Here is a 16,172-nt window from a genome sequence, read left to right on the forward strand (position 1 = left end):
ACAGCCCCCAGGGACGGGACGGGAAGGGGCGGCGGGGGCGAACCCAGGGCGCCACCCCCACCCCGCACCCCCACCCCGCCCCCCAAGCAAGCGCTTAGAAAGTGAGCCCAGCATCACACCCCACCCCCCGTGACCCACCCCATACGGACGGGTAACTTGCCAACGAACCCCGCCCAGAACAGACGCAGGAGCCGTGATGCCCGAAGCCGTCATCGTCTCGACCGCCCGCTCCCCCATCGGCCGCGCCTTCAAGGGCTCCCTCAAGGACCTGCGCCCCGACGACCTCACCGCCACGATCATCCAGGCCGCCCTCGCGAAGGTCCCGGAGCTGGACCCGCGGGACATCGACGACCTGATGCTCGGCTGCGGCCTCCCCGGCGGTGAGCAGGGCAACAACCTTGGCCGGATCGTCGCGGTGCAGATGGGCATGGACCACCTGCCGGGCTGCACGATCACCCGCTACTGTTCCTCCTCCCTCCAGACCAGCCGCATGGCCCTGCACGCCATCAAGGCAGGCGAGGGCGACGTCTTCATCTCGGCGGGCGTGGAGATGGTGTCGCGGTTCGTGAAGGGCAACTCCGACAGCCTCCCGGACACGCACAACCCGCTCTTCGCGGACGCGGAGGCCCGTACGGTGGCGGTGGCCGAGCAGGAGGGCACCTCCTGGCACGACCCGCGTGAGGACGGCGCGGTCCCGGACGCGTACATCGCGATGGGCCAGACCGCGGAGAACCTGGCCCGCCTGAAGGGCGTCACCCGCCAGGACATGGACGAGTTCGGCGTCCGCTCGCAGAACCTGGCCGAGGAAGCGATCAAGAACGGCTTCTGGGAGCGCGAGATCACCCCGGTGACCACGCCCGACGGCACGGTCGTGAGCAAGGACGACGGCCCGCGCGCGGGTGTCACCCTGGAGGGCGTGGCGGGTCTGAAGCCCGCGTTCCGCCCCGACGGCATGGTGACGGCGGGCAACTGCTGCCCGCTGAACGACGGCGCCGCGGCCGTGGTGATCATGAGCGACACGAAGGCGCGCGAACTGGGCCTGACCCCGCTGGCCCGGATCGTGTCGACCGGCGTCTCCGGCCTCTCCCCCGAGATCATGGGCCTCGGCCCGGTGGAGGCGAGCAGGCAGGCGCTGGGCCGCGCGGGCCTGACGATCGACGACATCGACCTGGTCGAGATCAACGAGGCGTTCGCCGCGCAGGTGATCCCCTCCTACCGCGAGCTGGGCATCGACCTGGACCGGCTGAACGTCAACGGCGGCGCGATCGCCGTGGGCCACCCCTTCGGCATGACGGGCGCCCGCATCACCGGCACGCTGATCAACTCCCTCCAGTTCCACGACAAGCAGTTCGGTCTGGAGACGATGTGCGTGGGCGGCGGCCAGGGCATGGCGATGGTGATCGAGCGCCTCAGCTGACGTCGAGCGCCCCCGGCCGACGCGGAACACCCCCGGTACGGGCGGCCCCCCGCCCGAACCGCTCTCCCCGGCCGAGCAGTTGGCCGAGCGGTCGACGACCCGCGACGCCCCGCCGAGGGGTGTCCGCGCGGACCTCTCCGTAGCCGTGGAAGCACCAACGGTGAGCGGATGGCCCGGAGTCCGGGAAGCCCCTGGATTCCGGGCCGTTTTGTGATCCAATCTCCCCCAGGATGTGACCTATCTCCCTCGGGGGAGGGATTTAAGCAGCTCAGAGCCGTTTCAGCACGATAGACCGGGCCCAAAGTCCCGCCCGTTTCGTGACGTTACGCACTGACAGCTGGATAGTCCGCCCTTCAAGCTGATGTAGGAAGTCGGGGGTCGACTTTGAACCGGGAGTACGTCAGTGAGCGCCATGCCGATCGCCCTGCTGGTCACCACGGCCGCCACCGGCGCCGTGGGCGTCGCCGTCCTGCGCACCCTGTTGCAGCTGCGCCGTCAGGTCGCCGCGCTGCACACGCAGCTCGCCGAGAGCTCCGAGCACGCCGGGAGGGCGGCCGCTGAGGCCGCCGCGGCACACGGACTCGTACCCGCCGCCCGCACGTCCGACACGGACGAGATACGCGCGGCGGTGGCCGAGGCGCTCGCGGAGGAGCGGGAGCGGGAGCTGGCCGAGGCGCGTGCCTTCTGGGCCGCGCAGGAGGCCCGTGACGCCGCCGACGCGCCCTCGCTGCTGGGACTGCCGGACAGCGAGCTGTTCCTGCCCCGGCAGGCCGACCTGGTGGGTCTGGAGCCGCTGGAGCCGGTGACCGAGCCGCCCGCGGAGCTGGACGAGTTCGCGGCGGACTCCCCCGAACTGGCCGCCGCCCGCCGCCGTCACCCCTCCCACCCGGACTTCGTGCCGGTGCAGTCGCCGATCGTGAACGACCACGAGCGCACGGTGACGACGCTGGAGGACCTGGCGGCCTCGCGCGTCGAGCTGACCGATGTCCGCCCGGGTCCGCTCGGCACGCTGGACGTCTACGTCTTCGCCGACGGCACCACGCTGTGCATGACGCCGGGCCACCGCGAGACCGCCGACCGTCTCGCGCTGGCGCTCACGGCGGGCGAGACCCCGTACCTGCTCGGCGGGTCGGGCATCTCGGGCGCGTACACGCTGACCTTCGCCTGCGGCGAGGAGAACGTCTACATCCTGGCCGACCGGGTCATAGCCAGCCTCTGACCGTACGGGGCCGACAGAGCCGACGGAGCGCGCGGGCGTAGGTCTTTCACACGCCCGCGCGCTTCTGCGCCTCCGCCACCTTCCGTACCGCGTCCTCCACCTCGGCCTCGCTCGTCAGCACGACGGCGAGGTCGTGGGCGGCGACGGTGATCTGGTCGGCGGCGGCGAACATGCCCGCGTCGGGCATCTCCCGCGGTTCGGTGCCGGGCTCCTCCACCTGCTGGGTCCAGCGGGCCAACTCCCTGGCCAGCTCCAGGGCCTCGGCGGCGGCGCCGCGCTGGAGGCGGCTCTGGGGGGCCGCCCGGAGGCGGTCGGCGAAGTGGTCCACCGCACGGGACAGAGGCGACGTATCAAGCACGCGGTGAGCGTACGCGCCGTACCGGGACTGTTGCCAACGGGCGAACGGTCGGGCACGGTGACCTGAAGGACCGGCTCACACCCATGCGTCCCGGAGGCGCCGATGTCCCAAGTCTTCTCCGAAGAGACCCATCGCAACATGCTCGCCCGCATCCCGCACTGCACCGGCCGTGAGATCTCCGACTGGCTGCGGACCGTCGAGGAGGGCCCCGCTCTCCGCTTCGAGGAGAAGGTCAGCTGGCTCCGCGCCGAGCACGACCTCGCCTACGGCCACGCCAAGGCGATCATCCACGAGTACGACCTGAGAAGGGCCGCCCGCAAACTGCGCTAGCGCCCGCGCCTCCCACCCGCCCCTCTCTTTCCCTTCTGTCTCCTGTCTGTCCTCCGCCACACGACGAAGGGCCCCGGGACGAACCCGGGGCCCTTCGTGTGACGTGCCGCCGACGGGCGGGCGCGTCGGGCGTCAGTCGCTGCTGTTGAGGATGGACAGGAGTCGCAGGAACTCCATGTAGATCCACACCAGGGTCAGCGTGAGGCCGAAGGCGGCGAGCCAGGCCTCCTCACGCGGGGCACCGTAGGCGATGCCGTCCTCGACCTGCTTGAAGTCCAGGGCGAGGAAGCAGGCACCGAGGATGATGCCGATGATGCCGAAGACGATGCCGAGGCCGCCGCTGCGGAAGCCGAGGCCGTCCCCGCCGCCGAAGACGGCGAACAGCAGGTTCACGGCCATCAGCAGCACGAAGCCGAGCGCGGCGGCCATGACGAAGCCGTAGAAGCGGCGGTTGACGCGGATCCAGCCCGCCTTGTACGCGACGAGCACACCGGCGAAGACCGCCATCGTGCCGAGCACGGCCTGGGCGACGACACCGTCCGCGATGTACGTGGACACCGCCGACGAGATCACGCCGAGGAAGACGCCCTCCAGGGCGGCGTACCCCAGGATCAGCGCGGGGACCGGCTTGCGCTTGAAGGACTGGACGAGCGCCAGCACCATCGCGACCAGACCGGCGCCGACGCCGATGGCGTACGACTTTCCGAGGTTGGCCTCGTCGACGGGCAGCAGCAGCCAGGACAGGACCGCGGTGACGACCACGAGACCGAGCGTCGTCGCGGTGCGCGCGACGACGTCGTCCATGGTCATCGCGCCGCCGGTGGTGACCGGGGCCTGCGGTGCGCCGTGCTGGACGTCCTGCTGGGCGTAAGGGTTCTGCGCGTAGGGGTTGCCGGCCGGCGGGGCGTAGGTGCCGCCCTGCCCGTACGGGTTGCCCTGCTGCGTACCGACAGCGGGACCCCCGGCCTGCGGCGCGGCGTTGAAGCCCGCGTAGCCGTTGTCGCGGCTGAACCCCCGTCGCGAGAAGACCGGGTTTCTGCTCCTCATTTCACTCCTCCATGGCCACACAGCGCGGCCTTGGCTCAAGAGTAATAGGTAGGCAAAGGAAAGACCCTAGTGCCTGGGGAGGATCTTTCCCCCCTGTGCTCGGCAACACGCTACGTGTCCTGCCGATTCCCGCCCCCTCCGGCCCCGATTCATGACCGTTCCGGTACACGCCCGCGATGCTCCGGAGACCCGGGGCGGCGCTTCAGGCGAGGCCCTCCGGCCGGGGGGCGCGGGCCATGAGCGCCCCGACGACCTCCTCGGGGTCCCGGCCGCCGTGCACGATGTCGACCACGGCCCGCGTCACCGGCAGCTCCACCGCGTGGCGGGCACCGAGCGCGTCCACCGCCCGGCAGGACGCGACGCCCTCGGCGGTCTGCGTGGTCCGCCCGCGTGCCTCGGCCACCGTGAGGCCCGCGCCGAGATGGCGGCCGAAGGTGTGGTTGCGCGAGAGGGCCGAGGAGCAGGTGGCGACCAGGTCGCCCATCCCCGCGAGCCCGGCGAAGGTCAGCGGGTCGGCGCCCATCGCGACGCCGAGCCGCGTCGCCTCGGCCAGCCCGCGGGTGACGAGCGCGGCCTTGGCGTTGTCGCCGAGCCCCATGCCGTCGGTGACGCCGACGGCGAGGGCGATGACGTTCTTCACGGCACCGCCGAGTTCACAGCCGACGACGTCGTTGTTCGTGTACGGACGGAAGTGCGGGGTGTGACATGCCGCCTGCACCAGTGCGGCCGTGCCCTCGTCGGCGCAGGCCACGACGGAGGCGGCGGGCCTGCGTTCCACGACCTCACGGGCGAGGTTCGGCCCGGACAGCACCGCGATCCGGCCGGGCCCCGCCCCGGTGGTCTCGGCGATCACCTCGCTCATCAGCTTGCCGGTGCCCAGCTCGACCCCCTTCATCAACGACACGAACACCGTCTCCGGCGTCCACAGCTCCCGCCAGTCCTCCAGCAGGGGGCGCGCGTGCTGGGCGGAGACGGCGAGGACGACGAGGTCCGCCCCGAGCGCGGCCGCACCGGGGTCGGTGGTCGCCCGCACGGCACCGGGAAGCCGCGCGCCGGGGAGGTAGGCGTCGTTGACACCGGTGGCGTTGATCGCGTCGACCAGTTCGGGACGTCGGCCCCACAGCGCCACCTCGCACCCCGCATCGGCGAGAATCAGCGAGAACGCGGTCCCCCAGGACCCGGCTCCGTAGACGGCTGCGCGACGGGCCATGCGGCGGTTCTCCTCGGGAGTGGCGGTGAATCGTTCGGCGGGCGCTTCGATGTGACGGGCGTCTTAAGGTCCCCCTAGCTGTGGCTCACCAGCTCCATGTTGCGGATGAGGCCGGAGAGGGCGGAGGCCTGCGACGGCACGCCCACCCGTGCCAGGTCGGAGACGAGGGCGCGGGCCATCGGGTCGGAGTAGACGTAGTACGGAGCCTGACTCGCCGCCTCGCGCAGCTTGACGACGGCGGAGGGGCTGCGGCCCATGCGGTGCAGCGCCCTCGCCTTGTCGATCGCGAAGTGCGTCCGCCGCTCCTTGCTGGGCACCTCGGTGACGTCCGCGTCCGGCACCCGCCGCAGGCCGGTGTCGGGCTGCTCCACCTCGACGCCGGCCTCCGCCGCGTGGACGGCTACGGTGCCCCGGCCGAACACCGTCTGCCGCTCCACGTCGTACCAGCCGGGCCCGAGCCGGTCGGCGTCCTCGAGAGCGGCGTCGATACGCGCCCAGGCGTCGTCGGCGCGGCCGCCCCGCGCGTACCCGATGGCCGCCCTCAGATGGAGCGCCCCGCGCAGGGAGATCACCTCGGCGTCGGCGCCGTCGCGCGCAGCCAGGGGCTCCAGTTCCCCCAGTGCCGCGTCGGCGACCGTGACGGCCTCCCGGAGGGTGGCCTGGTGGAGGAGGGCTCCGCACCTGTCCCAGGCGACCGCCGCCATCACCACGGGGTCCCCGAGCCGGGTGGCCGCGCCCGCCGCGACCTCCGCCGAGGACCATGCCAGGTCGGGGTAGCCGAGTTGGTTGAGGCACATGCGGGCGGTACGGGCGGCGTCCGCGAGGAGACGCAGCGTCTGTTCACGTTCGTCTCCTTCGGTGACCAGCAGCGCGGTGTTGAGGTCTTCCACGAGGGGTGGCAGGAGCGTGGCGACCTGCGGCAGATTCGCCGCCTGGCGCGCGGAGTTCGCCTTGGCGGAGCGGCGCCGGAGTGCCGCGAGATCGACCGGCGCACCGGACGGGTCCAGCCCGGGGTGCCCCGACAGGATGAGGTGGGAGCGGCGCAGTCCGGTCCGCAGGGCCGGGATGTACGCGTGGGCGAGGGAGCCACCGCCGCGCTGGAGCCGGTAGGGCTGGCCGAGGAGCCACACCACGTCGACGTCGCACCGTTCCGCAATGGCGGCGATGACGGAGAACCGGTCCAGCGCGAGCCGCCCGTTCTCGACCCCGGCGACCCAGTCCGCCGACTTCCCGACGAAGTCGGACAGCTCGACCTGCGTCAGTCCAGCCGTGTTTCGCGCGATGCGGACGCGAGTACCGATGTGCTCACTGAGGGAGGACAAACGGGGTCTCCGTTCTGACCTGGATACGCGGAACGCTACTCCGCACGGCGTCGCGGGCGGCGTGAGATCTCGGGAGCCGATACGTCCACGGCGTCGCCCTCAGCGCGGGGTGGGCCCGTGGGAAGCGGCTGGGCGACCCCGGTCCCCCTACGCCGGGCGGGGGTGCAGATAACACCCGAAAGGGACCGGCGACGATCCTGGCGCCGTACAAGGAAAGGTGCCCGGAACCGGACTTGAACCGGTACGCCCGCGAGGGCAGCGAGGTTTAAGCTCGCCGTGTCTGCATTCCACCATCCGGGCAGGCCATGGGGCTCCGCGTCGAGGATCGAGCCTATCGGGGAGCGTCCGGCCAACACCGGGTCAGGGACCCGATGTTGTCTTATTTTATTGAGGTCTGAGGGAGCATCAGACCACGGACCAGGCCGTCCGCACTTGCCAAAAGGCTCGCCCGAGGGGGTCGGCCGGGTAGACGGAATGACGGAATTTCACCGTCCGAACGAGGGTGCTCCACCGGTTCTTGACGTCCGGCTCCGTGCCGCCCGCCCGCGCCGGGTCTCCTCCTGAGTCAGGGACGCGGCTCATCCCCTGGTATGACACGGGCGCCCCCCGTCCCCCCGAAGTCGCCCCCCGGAACCGGAACAGCGGCTGACTCCACGGGCCGGATCGGCCGGGACGATGGAACGGAAGCAGCACGGAAGCACGACCGATCCCGGTGGCCGCCCTCGGCCCCGGTGCCCCTCCCCCCGTCCCGACAGGAGCCCCTCCGTGACCACCACGCCCCTCGCCGACCGGACGACCGCCGTGGCCGCGCGCGCCACGGACCTGTCGAAGATCTACGGACAGGGGGAGACCCAGGTGATCGCCCTGGACCGGGTCTCCGTCGATTTCCGGACGGCCGAGTTCACCGCGATCATGGGCCCGTCCGGCTCCGGCAAGTCCACGCTGATGCACTGCGTCGCCGGACTGGACACCTTCTCCTCCGGGTCGGTGCGCATCGGCGACACCGAGCTGGGCTCGCTCAAGGACAAGCAGCTCACCAAGTTGCGCCGGGACAAGATCGGGTTCATCTTCCAGGCGTTCAACCTGCTGCCGACCCTGACGGCGCTGGAGAACATCACGCTGCCGATGGACATCGCGGGCCGTAAGCCCGACAAGCAGTGGCTGGACACCGTGATCCGGATGATCGGGCTCGCGGACCGCCTCGGCCACCGCCCGTCCCAGCTCTCCGGCGGCCAGCAGCAGCGCGTCGCCGTGGCCCGCGCCCTGGCCTCCCGGCCCGACATCATCTTCGGCGACGAGCCGACCGGCAACCTCGACTCCCGCTCCGGCGCGGAGGTGCTCGGCTTCCTGCGCAACTCGGTGCGCGAGCTGGGCCAGACGGTCGTCATGGTGACCCACGACCCGGTGGCGGCGGCGTACGCGGACCGGGTGGTGTTCCTCGCGGACGGCCGGATCGTGGACGAACTGCACGGCCCGACGGCCGACTCGGTGCTGGACCGCATGAAGCGGTTCGACGCCAAGGGCCGCACCAGCTGACCCCGTGAGCCACATCAGCTGCCCCGTGAGCCACCAGCTGACCCCGTGAGCCACATCAGCTGACCCCGTGCGCCGCACCAGCTGATCCCGTGAGGGGCGTAGAGCCCCCGCCGCGCCCGGCCCCGGACGAGACAGGTTCCGGACGGGACAGGTCCCGGCGCGCACGGACCAAGACGCCCCCGGCGGGCCCGGCGGCACCGGCATGCCCGGCAGCTCCGCCCGCCCGACCGGACGAGAAGAAGAGACGCCATGTTCCGTACCGCCCTGCGCAACGTCCTCGCGCACAAGGCCCGGCTCCTGATGACCGTGCTCGCCGTGATGCTCGGCGTGGCCTTCGTGTCGGGGACGCTAGTCTTCACCAACACCATCTCCGACGCCTACCAGAACAGCTCCGCCAAGGGCTTCGACCAGGTCGACGTCGCCGTCACGCCCGAGTACCAGCACAGTGAGGGCGACCGGGTCGGCAAGCTCGCCGAGCTGGACGAGTCCATGCTCGACACCAGCGCGAAGGTGCCGGGCGCCGCGTCCGCGATCGGTGTGGTCAGCGGCTTCACCGCCGTCGCCGACAAGGACGGCAAGCTCGTCGGCGACGGCTTCCAGTCCCAGGGCGGCAACTACTGGGGCGACAAGGACCCCCGGTACCCGCTGAAGGAGGGCGCCGCCCCGCGCGGCACCGGGCAGATCGCCCTGGACGCCGAGACCGCCCGCCGCGCCGGATACCAGGTCGGCGACACCGTACGCGTCTCCGTCGACGGCCCCGTGCTGGCGCCGAAGGTCAGCGGCATCTTCACCACCGACGACGGCAACGTCGCCGCGGGCGGCAGCCTCGCCCTGTTCGACACGGCGACCGCGCAGAAGCTGTTCGGCAAGACCGGCACGTACGACCAGATCGACGTGAAGGCCGCCGCGGGCACCTCGCAGACCGCGCTGAAGGCCGCCCTCGACAAGGCGCTGCCCGAGGACAAGGTCGAGACGCAGACCGGTGCCGTCCTCGCCGACGACCAGGCCGAGACGATCGCCTCCTCGATGAGCGGGCTCAAGCAGGGCCTGCTGGTCTTCGCCGGGATCGCGCTCTTCGTCGGCACCTTCATCATCGCCAACACCTTCACCATGCTGGTCGCCCAGCGCACCAAGGAGCTGGCCCTGATGCGCGCGGTCGGCGCCTCCCGCCGCCAGGTCACCCGGTCGGTGCTGATCGAGGCGTTCGTGGTCGGCTCGGTCGCCGGGGTCACCGGTCTGCTGGCCGGTGTCGGCATCGGCGCCGGGCTGCGCTCCCTGATGGGCACGATCGGCGCGGTCGTCCCCGACGGCCCGCTGGTCGTCACCCCCGGCACGGTCGCCGCCGCCCTCGGCGTCGGTGTGGTCGTCACGATGCTGGCGGCCTGGCTGCCGGGCCGCCGCGCCGCGAAGATCCCGCCGGTCGCCGCGATGAGCAGCGTGCACGCCAAGGCGACCACCAAGTCGCTGGTGCTGCGCAACACGATCGGCGCCCTGTTCTCGGCGGCGGGTGTCGCGGTGATCCTCGCGGCCACCACGATGAAGGGCTCCGACGGTCAGGCCCCGATGGGCTTCGGCGCGGTCCTGCTCATCATCGGCGTCTTCGTGCTGACCCCGCTGCTGTCGCGTCCGCTGATCGCGGCCGCCTCCCCGCTGCTGCGGATCTTCGGGGTGTCGGGCAAGCTGGCCCGCCAGAACTCGGTGCGCAACCCGCGCCGTACGGCGGCCACCGCGTCGGCGCTGATGATCGGTCTGACGCTGATCACCGGTATGACGGTGATGGCGGGCAGCCTCCAGAAGTCGATCGACAAGATGGCGTCGGCGGCGATCGAGGCCGACTACGTGGTGTCGATGGCGAGCGGCTCCGCCTCCCTCTCCCCGGACGTCGCGAAGAAGCTCGCGGCGACCGACGGGGTGACCGCGATCAGCCCGCTGCGCAACTCGCCCGGCCAGATCGACGGCAGGAACAGCGAGTACCTGACCGGCGTCAACGGCGCGACGATCGGCAAGCTGACCGACCTGACGCTCAAGGACGGTTCGTTCCGGGTGGGCGGCGACCGGATCGTCGTCGACCAGGAGACCGCCGACCGGTACCACTGGAAGGCCGGTTCGGCCTTCAGCCTCGCCTTCGAGGACGGCGCCAAGAAGAAGATGACCGTCGCCGGGGTCTACGAGGGCAACGAGATGATCCGGGGCATCTTCCTGGACAACAAGGTCCTCGGCCCGCACCAGGACGACCCGGCCGACCGGCAGATCATGGTGAAGACGTCCGGCGGCGCCTCGGACGCCACCAAGGACCGGCTGGAGAAGGCCCTCGGCTCCAACCCGGCCATCCAGGTGCAGAGCAAGCAGGACCTCTCCGACCAGATCGCGCAGATGTTCACGCTGATGCTGAACATGCTCTACGGCCTGCTCGCCATGGCGGTGATCGTCGCGGTGCTCGGCGTCATCAACACCCTCGCGATGTCGGTGTTCGAGCGGTCCCAGGAGATCGGCATGCTGCGGGCGATCGGCCTCGACCGGCGCGCGGTGAAGCGCATGGTGCGCCTGGAGTCGCTGGTGATCTCGCTGTTCGGCGGGGTCCTCGGCATCGGGCTCGGCGTGTTCTTCGGCTGGGCGGCCGGTGAGCTGATCGGCTCCCGGATGCAGACGTACGAACTCGTCCTGCCGTGGGGCCGGATGGTGCTGTTCCTCGTGCTGGCCGGTGGCGTGGGCGTGCTGGCGTCGCTGTGGCCGGCCCGGCGCGCGGCCCGGCTGAACATGCTCTCGGCGATCAAGTCGGAGTAGTACGGGGTCTGTTGGGACACGCGTGGGGCCCCTCGCCGGGACGGAGGCGAGGGGCCCCACGGGCGTTGCCGTCCGGCGCGGGTCAGTTCCAGGTGCGGGTGCGCAGCGGCAGCCCCGAGGTGCCGTCGGGCGGGGTGCGGACGGCGAGGACCTGGTTGACGCCGATGCCGTTGCGTTCGAAGGAGAGCGCGGAGGCGGCCATGTAGAGCCGCCAGACGCGGGCCCGGCCGGGCGAGGTGAGGGTGGCGGCGCGCCGCGGGTCGGCCTCCAGGCGGGCGACCCAGTGGCGCAGGGTGAGCGCGTAGTGCTCGCGGATCGACTCCACGTCGCGCACCTCGAACCCGGCGCGCTCCAGTTGGGTGACGGTGGTGCCGAGGGGGGCGAGTTCGCCGTCGGGGAAGACGTAGGCGTCGATGAACGCGTCGACGTGGTAGGCGGATTCGTCGGCGTGGGGGCGGCGGGAGATCTGGTGGTTGAGGAGCCGCCCGCCGGGCTTGAGGAGGGCGTACAGGTCGCCCGCGTACTCCAGGTACTTCTCGGCGCCGACGTGTTCGGCCATGCCGATGGAGGAGATCGCGTCGTACGGGCCGTCGGTGACGTCGCGGTAGTCCTGGACGCGGATCTCGATCCGGTCGGTGAGGCCCTCCTCGGCGACCCGCTTGCGGGCGTACGTGGCCTGCTCCTGGGAGAGGGTCACGCCGACGACGCTCACGCCGTGCTCGCGGGCCGCGTGGACGGCCATCGAGCCCCAGCCGCAGCCGACGTCGAGGAGGCGCTGACCGGGTCTCAGGCCGAGCTTGCGGCAGACGAGTTCGAGCTTGTCGCGCTGGGCGTCCTCCAGGGTGCCGTCCGGGTCCTGCCAGTAGGCGCAGGAGTACACCATCGACGGGCCGAGGACGAGGGAGTAGAAGTCGTTGCCGACGTCGTAGTGGTGGCTGATGGCGGTGCGGTCGGAGCGGCGGGTGTGGCGGTGGCCGGGGCGGCGGACCTCCTCGCGCGGCGGCGCGGGCGGCAGCGGCGGTCCGGCCATCCGCAGCAGGCCGCGTACGGCGGAGCGGAACCGCGGGTCGCGCAGCGCCTCGCCGAGGCCGCGGGCGTCCTCGCCGCGCTCCCAGAGGAGGCCGGAGACGAGGCCGAGGGCGGTGTAGAGGTCGCCCTCGACGTCGAGGTCACCGGCCACCCAGGCGCGGGCCAGGCCGAGTTCGCCGGGTTTGAAGATCAGGTGACGCAGGGCCCTGCGGTGCCGGACCACCAGGGCCGGGGCGCCGGGCGGGCCCGCCTGCGAGCCGTCCCAGGCCGTGAGGCGCAGCGGGAAGGGGGCGCCCAGCAACTGTTCGACGAGGGCATGGAGCCGCGACGCGGCGTCTGCCATGGTGCACACCTCCGTGACGGAGATCCCGGTATGTTCTGCCACCACGTAAACACCCGCGGGGGTCCGGATCAGTCCCCCACGCACGTCAACGATGGGCAAACCATCCGGACCGCCCCGCCCGGTGGACCCCCTGGGCATCCGGCCCGCCCTGCCTCGCGCCGGTGCCGGTGCCGGGCCGGGGCCGGGCACGCCGAAGGGGCCGCCCGCACCACGGATGGCGGGCGGCCCCTTCGGGAGTGTCTCAGCGGACGGCTGCGACCGGCGTCAGGAGGCCTTGGCCTTCTCGGCCTCGGGCTTCACGGCCGCCGCGGCCGGGGCCGGGGCGGGCTTGGCGGCCTCGTAGAACTCCTCGCGCGGGGACTCCAGCGCGCCGAGCGCCACGACCTCACGCTTGAGGAACATGCCGAGCGTCCAGTCGGCGAAGACGCGGATCTTGCGGTTCCAGGTCGGCATCGCCATGCCGTGGTAGCCACGGTGCATGTACCAGGCGAGACGGCCCTTGACCTTGATCTTCATCTTGCCCATGACGATCATGGCGACGCCCTTGTGGAGGCCGAGGCCCGCCACGGCGCCCTTGTTGGCGTGCGCGTACTCCTTCTGCGGGAAGCCCCGCATGCCGGAGATGACGTTGTCGCCGAGGACCTTCGCCTGGCGCAGCGCGTGCTGGGCGTTCGGCGGGCACCAGGCGTTCTCGACGCCGGCCTTGCGGGCGGCGACGTCCGGGACCTGGGCGTTGTCGCCCGCGGCCCAGATGTAGTCGGTGCCCTGCACCTGGAGGGTGGCGGCGGTGTCGACGTGACCGCGGGGGCCGAGGGGCAGGCCGTAGCGGGAGAGGACCGGGTTGGGCTTGACGCCCGCGGTCCACACGATGGTGCTGGAGTCGACCTCCAGGCCGTTCTTCAGCACGACGTGGCCGTCGACGCAGGAGTCCATCGAGGTGGAGAGGTAGATCTCCACGCCGCGGCTCTCCAGGTGCTCCTTGCCGTACTGGCCGAGCTTGGGGCCGACCTCGGGGAGGATCTTGTCGGCGGCGTCGACGAGGATGAAGCGCATGTCCTCGCGGGAGACCGTCTTGTAGTACTTCGCCGCGTCGCGGGCCAGGTCCTCGACCTCACCGATGGTCTCGGCACCGGCGAAGCCGCCGCCGATGAACACGAAGGTGAGCGCCTTGCGGCGGATCTCCTCGTCGGTGGTGGAGTCGGCCTTGTCGAGCTGCTCGAGGACGTGGTTGCGCAGGCCGATGGCCTCCTCGACGCCCTTCATGCCGATGCCCTGTTCGGCGAGGCCGGGGATCGGGAAGGTGCGGGAGACCGCGCCGAGCGCGACGACCAGGTAGTCGAACGGCAGCTCGTACGCCTCGCCGACGAGCGGCGCGATCGTGGCGACCTTGCGGTCCTGGTCGATGGTGGTGACCCGGCCGGTGAGGACCTCCGCCTTGGGCAGCACGCGTCGCAGCGGGACGACGACGTGGCGCGGGGAGATGTTGCCGGCGGCGGTTTCGGGGAGGAAGGGCTGGTAGGTCATGTACGACCGGGGGTCGACGACCGTGACGGTCGCCTCTCCGTAGCGCATCTTCTTCTGGATGCGCCGAGCTGCGTACAGGCCTACGTACCCACCGCCTACTACGAGGATCCTGGGACGCTCCGTGGTGCTCATGCCATCGAGTATCCACCCGCCCCGAGGGGGGTGCTCGTGCGCCCCTTCACAAGGTTGTGCGGGGTATGTGCTATCCTCCGCGACTCGCGTGATCCACATCATGGTCCACTTCGGGAACCGGGACCCCCTTCACGCCGTTGTCAATGCCGCGTGAGCTGCCCCTCCGGGCCGAACGGGCTACGGGACGACCCGGCCCGGACCCCCCGCGGCAACACCTCCGAAACGTCCGCGCCCTCCGCTTTTGAACATGTTCACCCGCCCCCTCGGCCACCGGAAGGGTCAACCGGCCCCACTTCGTCGTCCGACCGTGCCGTTTTCCTTGTGAAGAACTTCACGAACTTTTCCGCAGCGGGCTCCCGAAGGAACGATTCCGGGCCCCTGAAGCACGCTCAAACGGCGTCCGACCTGCTCAGCGGAGAGGCGGGGGAAGGCTGGAGGAGAGCTGCGGAACGGCGGGCCGACGGGGCTTCCCGCACGGCCCGCCCCCTCCCTTTTCCGCCCCCTCACTTCTCCCGCACCCTCACTTCTTCAGGGCCGCGACCTCACGCACCCGGCCCGCCATCTCCCGTACCGGCCGGACGGTGACGTGCCTGCGGAGCTGGCCGCGCAACGTCTCGAAGTGGTCGTCGCCGCGAGCCGACGAGATGTGCTCGTAGTCGTCCAGGAACCGCCCCCAGGACGCGCAGGAGGCGTCGAGGTGGCCGTGGGCGTACTGCCGCTGAGCCAGCAGTGCGTGCGCGTGGGCGCGTCCCTGCCGCTCCACCTTCGGCTGCACCCTGATGGACTGCTGGAGCGCCTTGATGCTGCCGGGCAGGTCGCGTTCCTCGTGGAGGACGTGGGAGACGTGGAACAGCCACGCCGTCCGGTCGTACCCGCCGATCGCGTCGCGTCGGCTGTCCGCCCGGTCCAGCGCCTCCTCGGCCTCCCGGAGGCGGCTGTGCGCCAGGCGGCGGTCACCGACCATGCTCGCCGCGTGCGCCTGCTGCCCCCGGAGGAAGGCCACCAGACGCGGCCCGGCGGACGGTGCCGCCTCGGCGGCGGAGTCGGCCAGCTCGAGCGACCTGCGGCCGTGTCCCAGGTTGGACGCCTGGAGGCTCATGCCGCGCAGCGTCCGGCAGTAGGTCACGTGGTCCTGCGCCTCGGTCGCGAGCTTCAGCGCCTTGACGTAGTAGGTCTGGCCGAGGCCGTGAGCCTTCTCGTACATGGCCATCCACCCCGTCAGGTACGTCAGGTCGGAGGCGGCGGCGAGCATGTCGTGGCGTACGCGGTCGCTCGCCTGCGCGTGCAGCCACGGACCCACGGTGTTCACGAGGAACGCGGCGGCCATGGGGCGTGCGTGCCCCGCGCCGAGTTCGTCGAGGATGCCGGCGATCCGCTCGGTCATGGTCCGCACAGCCTGGACCTGCGAGGGGCCGACCCGGGTCGCGCGCCTGCCGGGGGCGGCGGGCTGCTCCGCGGCGTGCGCCGCCTTGCTGAAGCCGGGTACGGCCAGAGCCGCCGAGAACACGCCTGCGGCGAGCACGCCGCGCCTGGAGGGATCCATGTCCGCCCTTCCGAGATCCATCAAGTCCTCGACAGTGTCGGTCGATTCACCACCGAGGACCGACGGCGCGGGGGTGAGCCCCGCTTCGGCGTGCGTGACCGGGCGGCCGAGCCGTGCCGAGATCACCTCGACGATCAGCGCCCTGGCCTCGGGTCTCGGACGCGTGCCGGAGATCCAGTGCGAGACGGTGGATTGGCCGTAGTGGAGGTCCAATCCCGCCTGTTCGCCCAGGCGGTTGACGCGCTGCGCGAGCTGCGTCCGCGTCAGTCCCGCCTGGTCGAGCAGCCCCGCCAAGGCGGGGTTGGGGGTGCGCTTCTTCGCGACCATGCCTCATCTCCCGACGGCATTCATGGCGTTCACGGTCCCACGGTCCTCCCA

At 71.4% G+C, this 16,172-nt stretch carries 12 protein-coding genes and 1 tRNA gene; 5 read left to right on the plus strand and 8 right to left on the minus strand.

The window, feature by feature from the left end; genetic code table 11:
- The first annotated feature begins 196 nt into the window (after positions 1-196).
- Together ACIQPQ_RS11940 and ACIQPQ_RS11945 are read left to right on the plus strand one after the other, a co-directional pair.
- Positions 197-1,417: an acetyl-CoA C-acetyltransferase gene (locus ACIQPQ_RS11940; protein ID WP_401302797.1), complete on the plus strand. Its 1,221-nt coding sequence runs from the start codon at positions 197-199 to the stop codon at positions 1,415-1,417.
- Between the two features lie 403 nt (positions 1,418-1,820).
- Positions 1,821-2,636, plus strand: coding sequence for a hypothetical protein (locus ACIQPQ_RS11945; RefSeq protein ID WP_401302799.1), 816 nt, complete (start codon positions 1,821-1,823; stop codon positions 2,634-2,636).
- 46 nt (positions 2,637-2,682) lie between these two features.
- On the opposite strand, the gene ACIQPQ_RS11950 is transcribed toward ACIQPQ_RS11945, so the two are convergent.
- The gene (locus ACIQPQ_RS11950) at positions 2,683-2,994 is read right to left on the minus strand and encodes a hypothetical protein (RefSeq protein ID WP_383774423.1); all 312 of its coding nucleotides are present in this window, start codon (positions 2,992-2,994) and stop codon (positions 2,683-2,685) included.
- A 102-nt stretch (positions 2,995-3,096) separates the two neighbouring features.
- Here ACIQPQ_RS11950 and ACIQPQ_RS11955 point away from each other — a divergent pair, with 102 nt between their 5' ends.
- On the plus strand, positions 3,097-3,324 hold the full coding sequence (locus tag ACIQPQ_RS11955) for a DUF4287 domain-containing protein (RefSeq protein ID WP_383774425.1): 228 nt from the start codon (positions 3,097-3,099) through the stop codon (positions 3,322-3,324).
- Positions 3,325-3,456: 132 nt separating this feature from the next.
- Here ACIQPQ_RS11955 and ACIQPQ_RS11960 read toward each other — a convergent pair whose 3' ends face one another.
- The 4 genes from ACIQPQ_RS11960 to ACIQPQ_RS11975 form a co-directional block, all read right to left on the minus strand.
- Complete coding sequence (locus tag ACIQPQ_RS11960; protein WP_401302802.1) at positions 3,457-4,371, minus strand: Bax inhibitor-1/YccA family protein; 915 nt, start codon at positions 4,369-4,371, stop codon at positions 3,457-3,459.
- 202 nt (positions 4,372-4,573) lie between these two features.
- The gene (locus ACIQPQ_RS11965) at positions 4,574-5,581 is read right to left on the minus strand and encodes an NAD(P)H-dependent glycerol-3-phosphate dehydrogenase (RefSeq protein ID WP_401302804.1); all 1,008 of its coding nucleotides are present in this window, start codon (positions 5,579-5,581) and stop codon (positions 4,574-4,576) included.
- A gap of 74 nt (positions 5,582-5,655) precedes the next feature.
- A complete protein-coding gene (locus tag ACIQPQ_RS11970; protein WP_401302806.1) occupies positions 5,656-6,903 on the minus strand; it encodes a helix-turn-helix domain-containing protein in 1,248 nt (415 codons plus the stop codon).
- Positions 6,904-7,121: 218 nt separating this feature from the next.
- A tRNA-Leu gene (locus tag ACIQPQ_RS11975) sits at positions 7,122-7,203 on the minus strand.
- A 465-nt stretch (positions 7,204-7,668) separates the two neighbouring features.
- Between ACIQPQ_RS11975 and ACIQPQ_RS11980 the strand changes: the two genes are divergently transcribed.
- Together ACIQPQ_RS11980 and ACIQPQ_RS11985 are read left to right on the plus strand one after the other, a co-directional pair.
- The gene (locus ACIQPQ_RS11980; protein ID WP_401302808.1) at positions 7,669-8,439 is read left to right on the plus strand and encodes an ABC transporter ATP-binding protein; all 771 of its coding nucleotides are present in this window, start codon (positions 7,669-7,671) and stop codon (positions 8,437-8,439) included.
- 249 nt (positions 8,440-8,688) lie between these two features.
- Entirely contained in the window at positions 8,689-11,223 is a 2,535-nt protein-coding gene (locus ACIQPQ_RS11985; protein ID WP_401302810.1) for an ABC transporter permease, read from the plus strand.
- An 82-nt stretch (positions 11,224-11,305) separates the two neighbouring features.
- Here the strand turns inward: ACIQPQ_RS11985 and ACIQPQ_RS11990 are convergent, their stop codons facing one another.
- The 3 genes from ACIQPQ_RS11990 to ACIQPQ_RS12000 all read right to left on the minus strand — a co-directional run bounded on the left by ACIQPQ_RS11990 (position 11,306) and on the right by ACIQPQ_RS12000 (position 16,121).
- Complete coding sequence (locus ACIQPQ_RS11990) at positions 11,306-12,595, minus strand: class I SAM-dependent methyltransferase (protein ID WP_401302812.1); 1,290 nt, start codon at positions 12,593-12,595, stop codon at positions 11,306-11,308.
- Positions 12,596-12,859: 264 nt separating this feature from the next.
- Positions 12,860-14,251 carry an NAD(P)/FAD-dependent oxidoreductase gene (locus ACIQPQ_RS11995; RefSeq protein WP_401302814.1) on the minus strand — a complete coding sequence of 464 codons (1,392 nt, stop codon included), beginning with the start codon at positions 14,249-14,251 and terminating at the stop codon, positions 12,860-12,862.
- A gap of 520 nt (positions 14,252-14,771) precedes the next feature.
- Positions 14,772-16,121, minus strand: a complete 1,350-nt coding sequence (locus tag ACIQPQ_RS12000) for a hypothetical protein (RefSeq protein WP_401302816.1) — start codon at positions 16,119-16,121, stop codon at positions 14,772-14,774.
- Positions 16,122-16,172: the final 51 nt, after the last annotated feature.

Source organism: Streptomyces sp. NPDC091281, assembly GCF_044757425.1.
GTDB lineage: Bacteria > Actinomycetota > Actinomycetes > Streptomycetales > Streptomycetaceae > Streptomyces.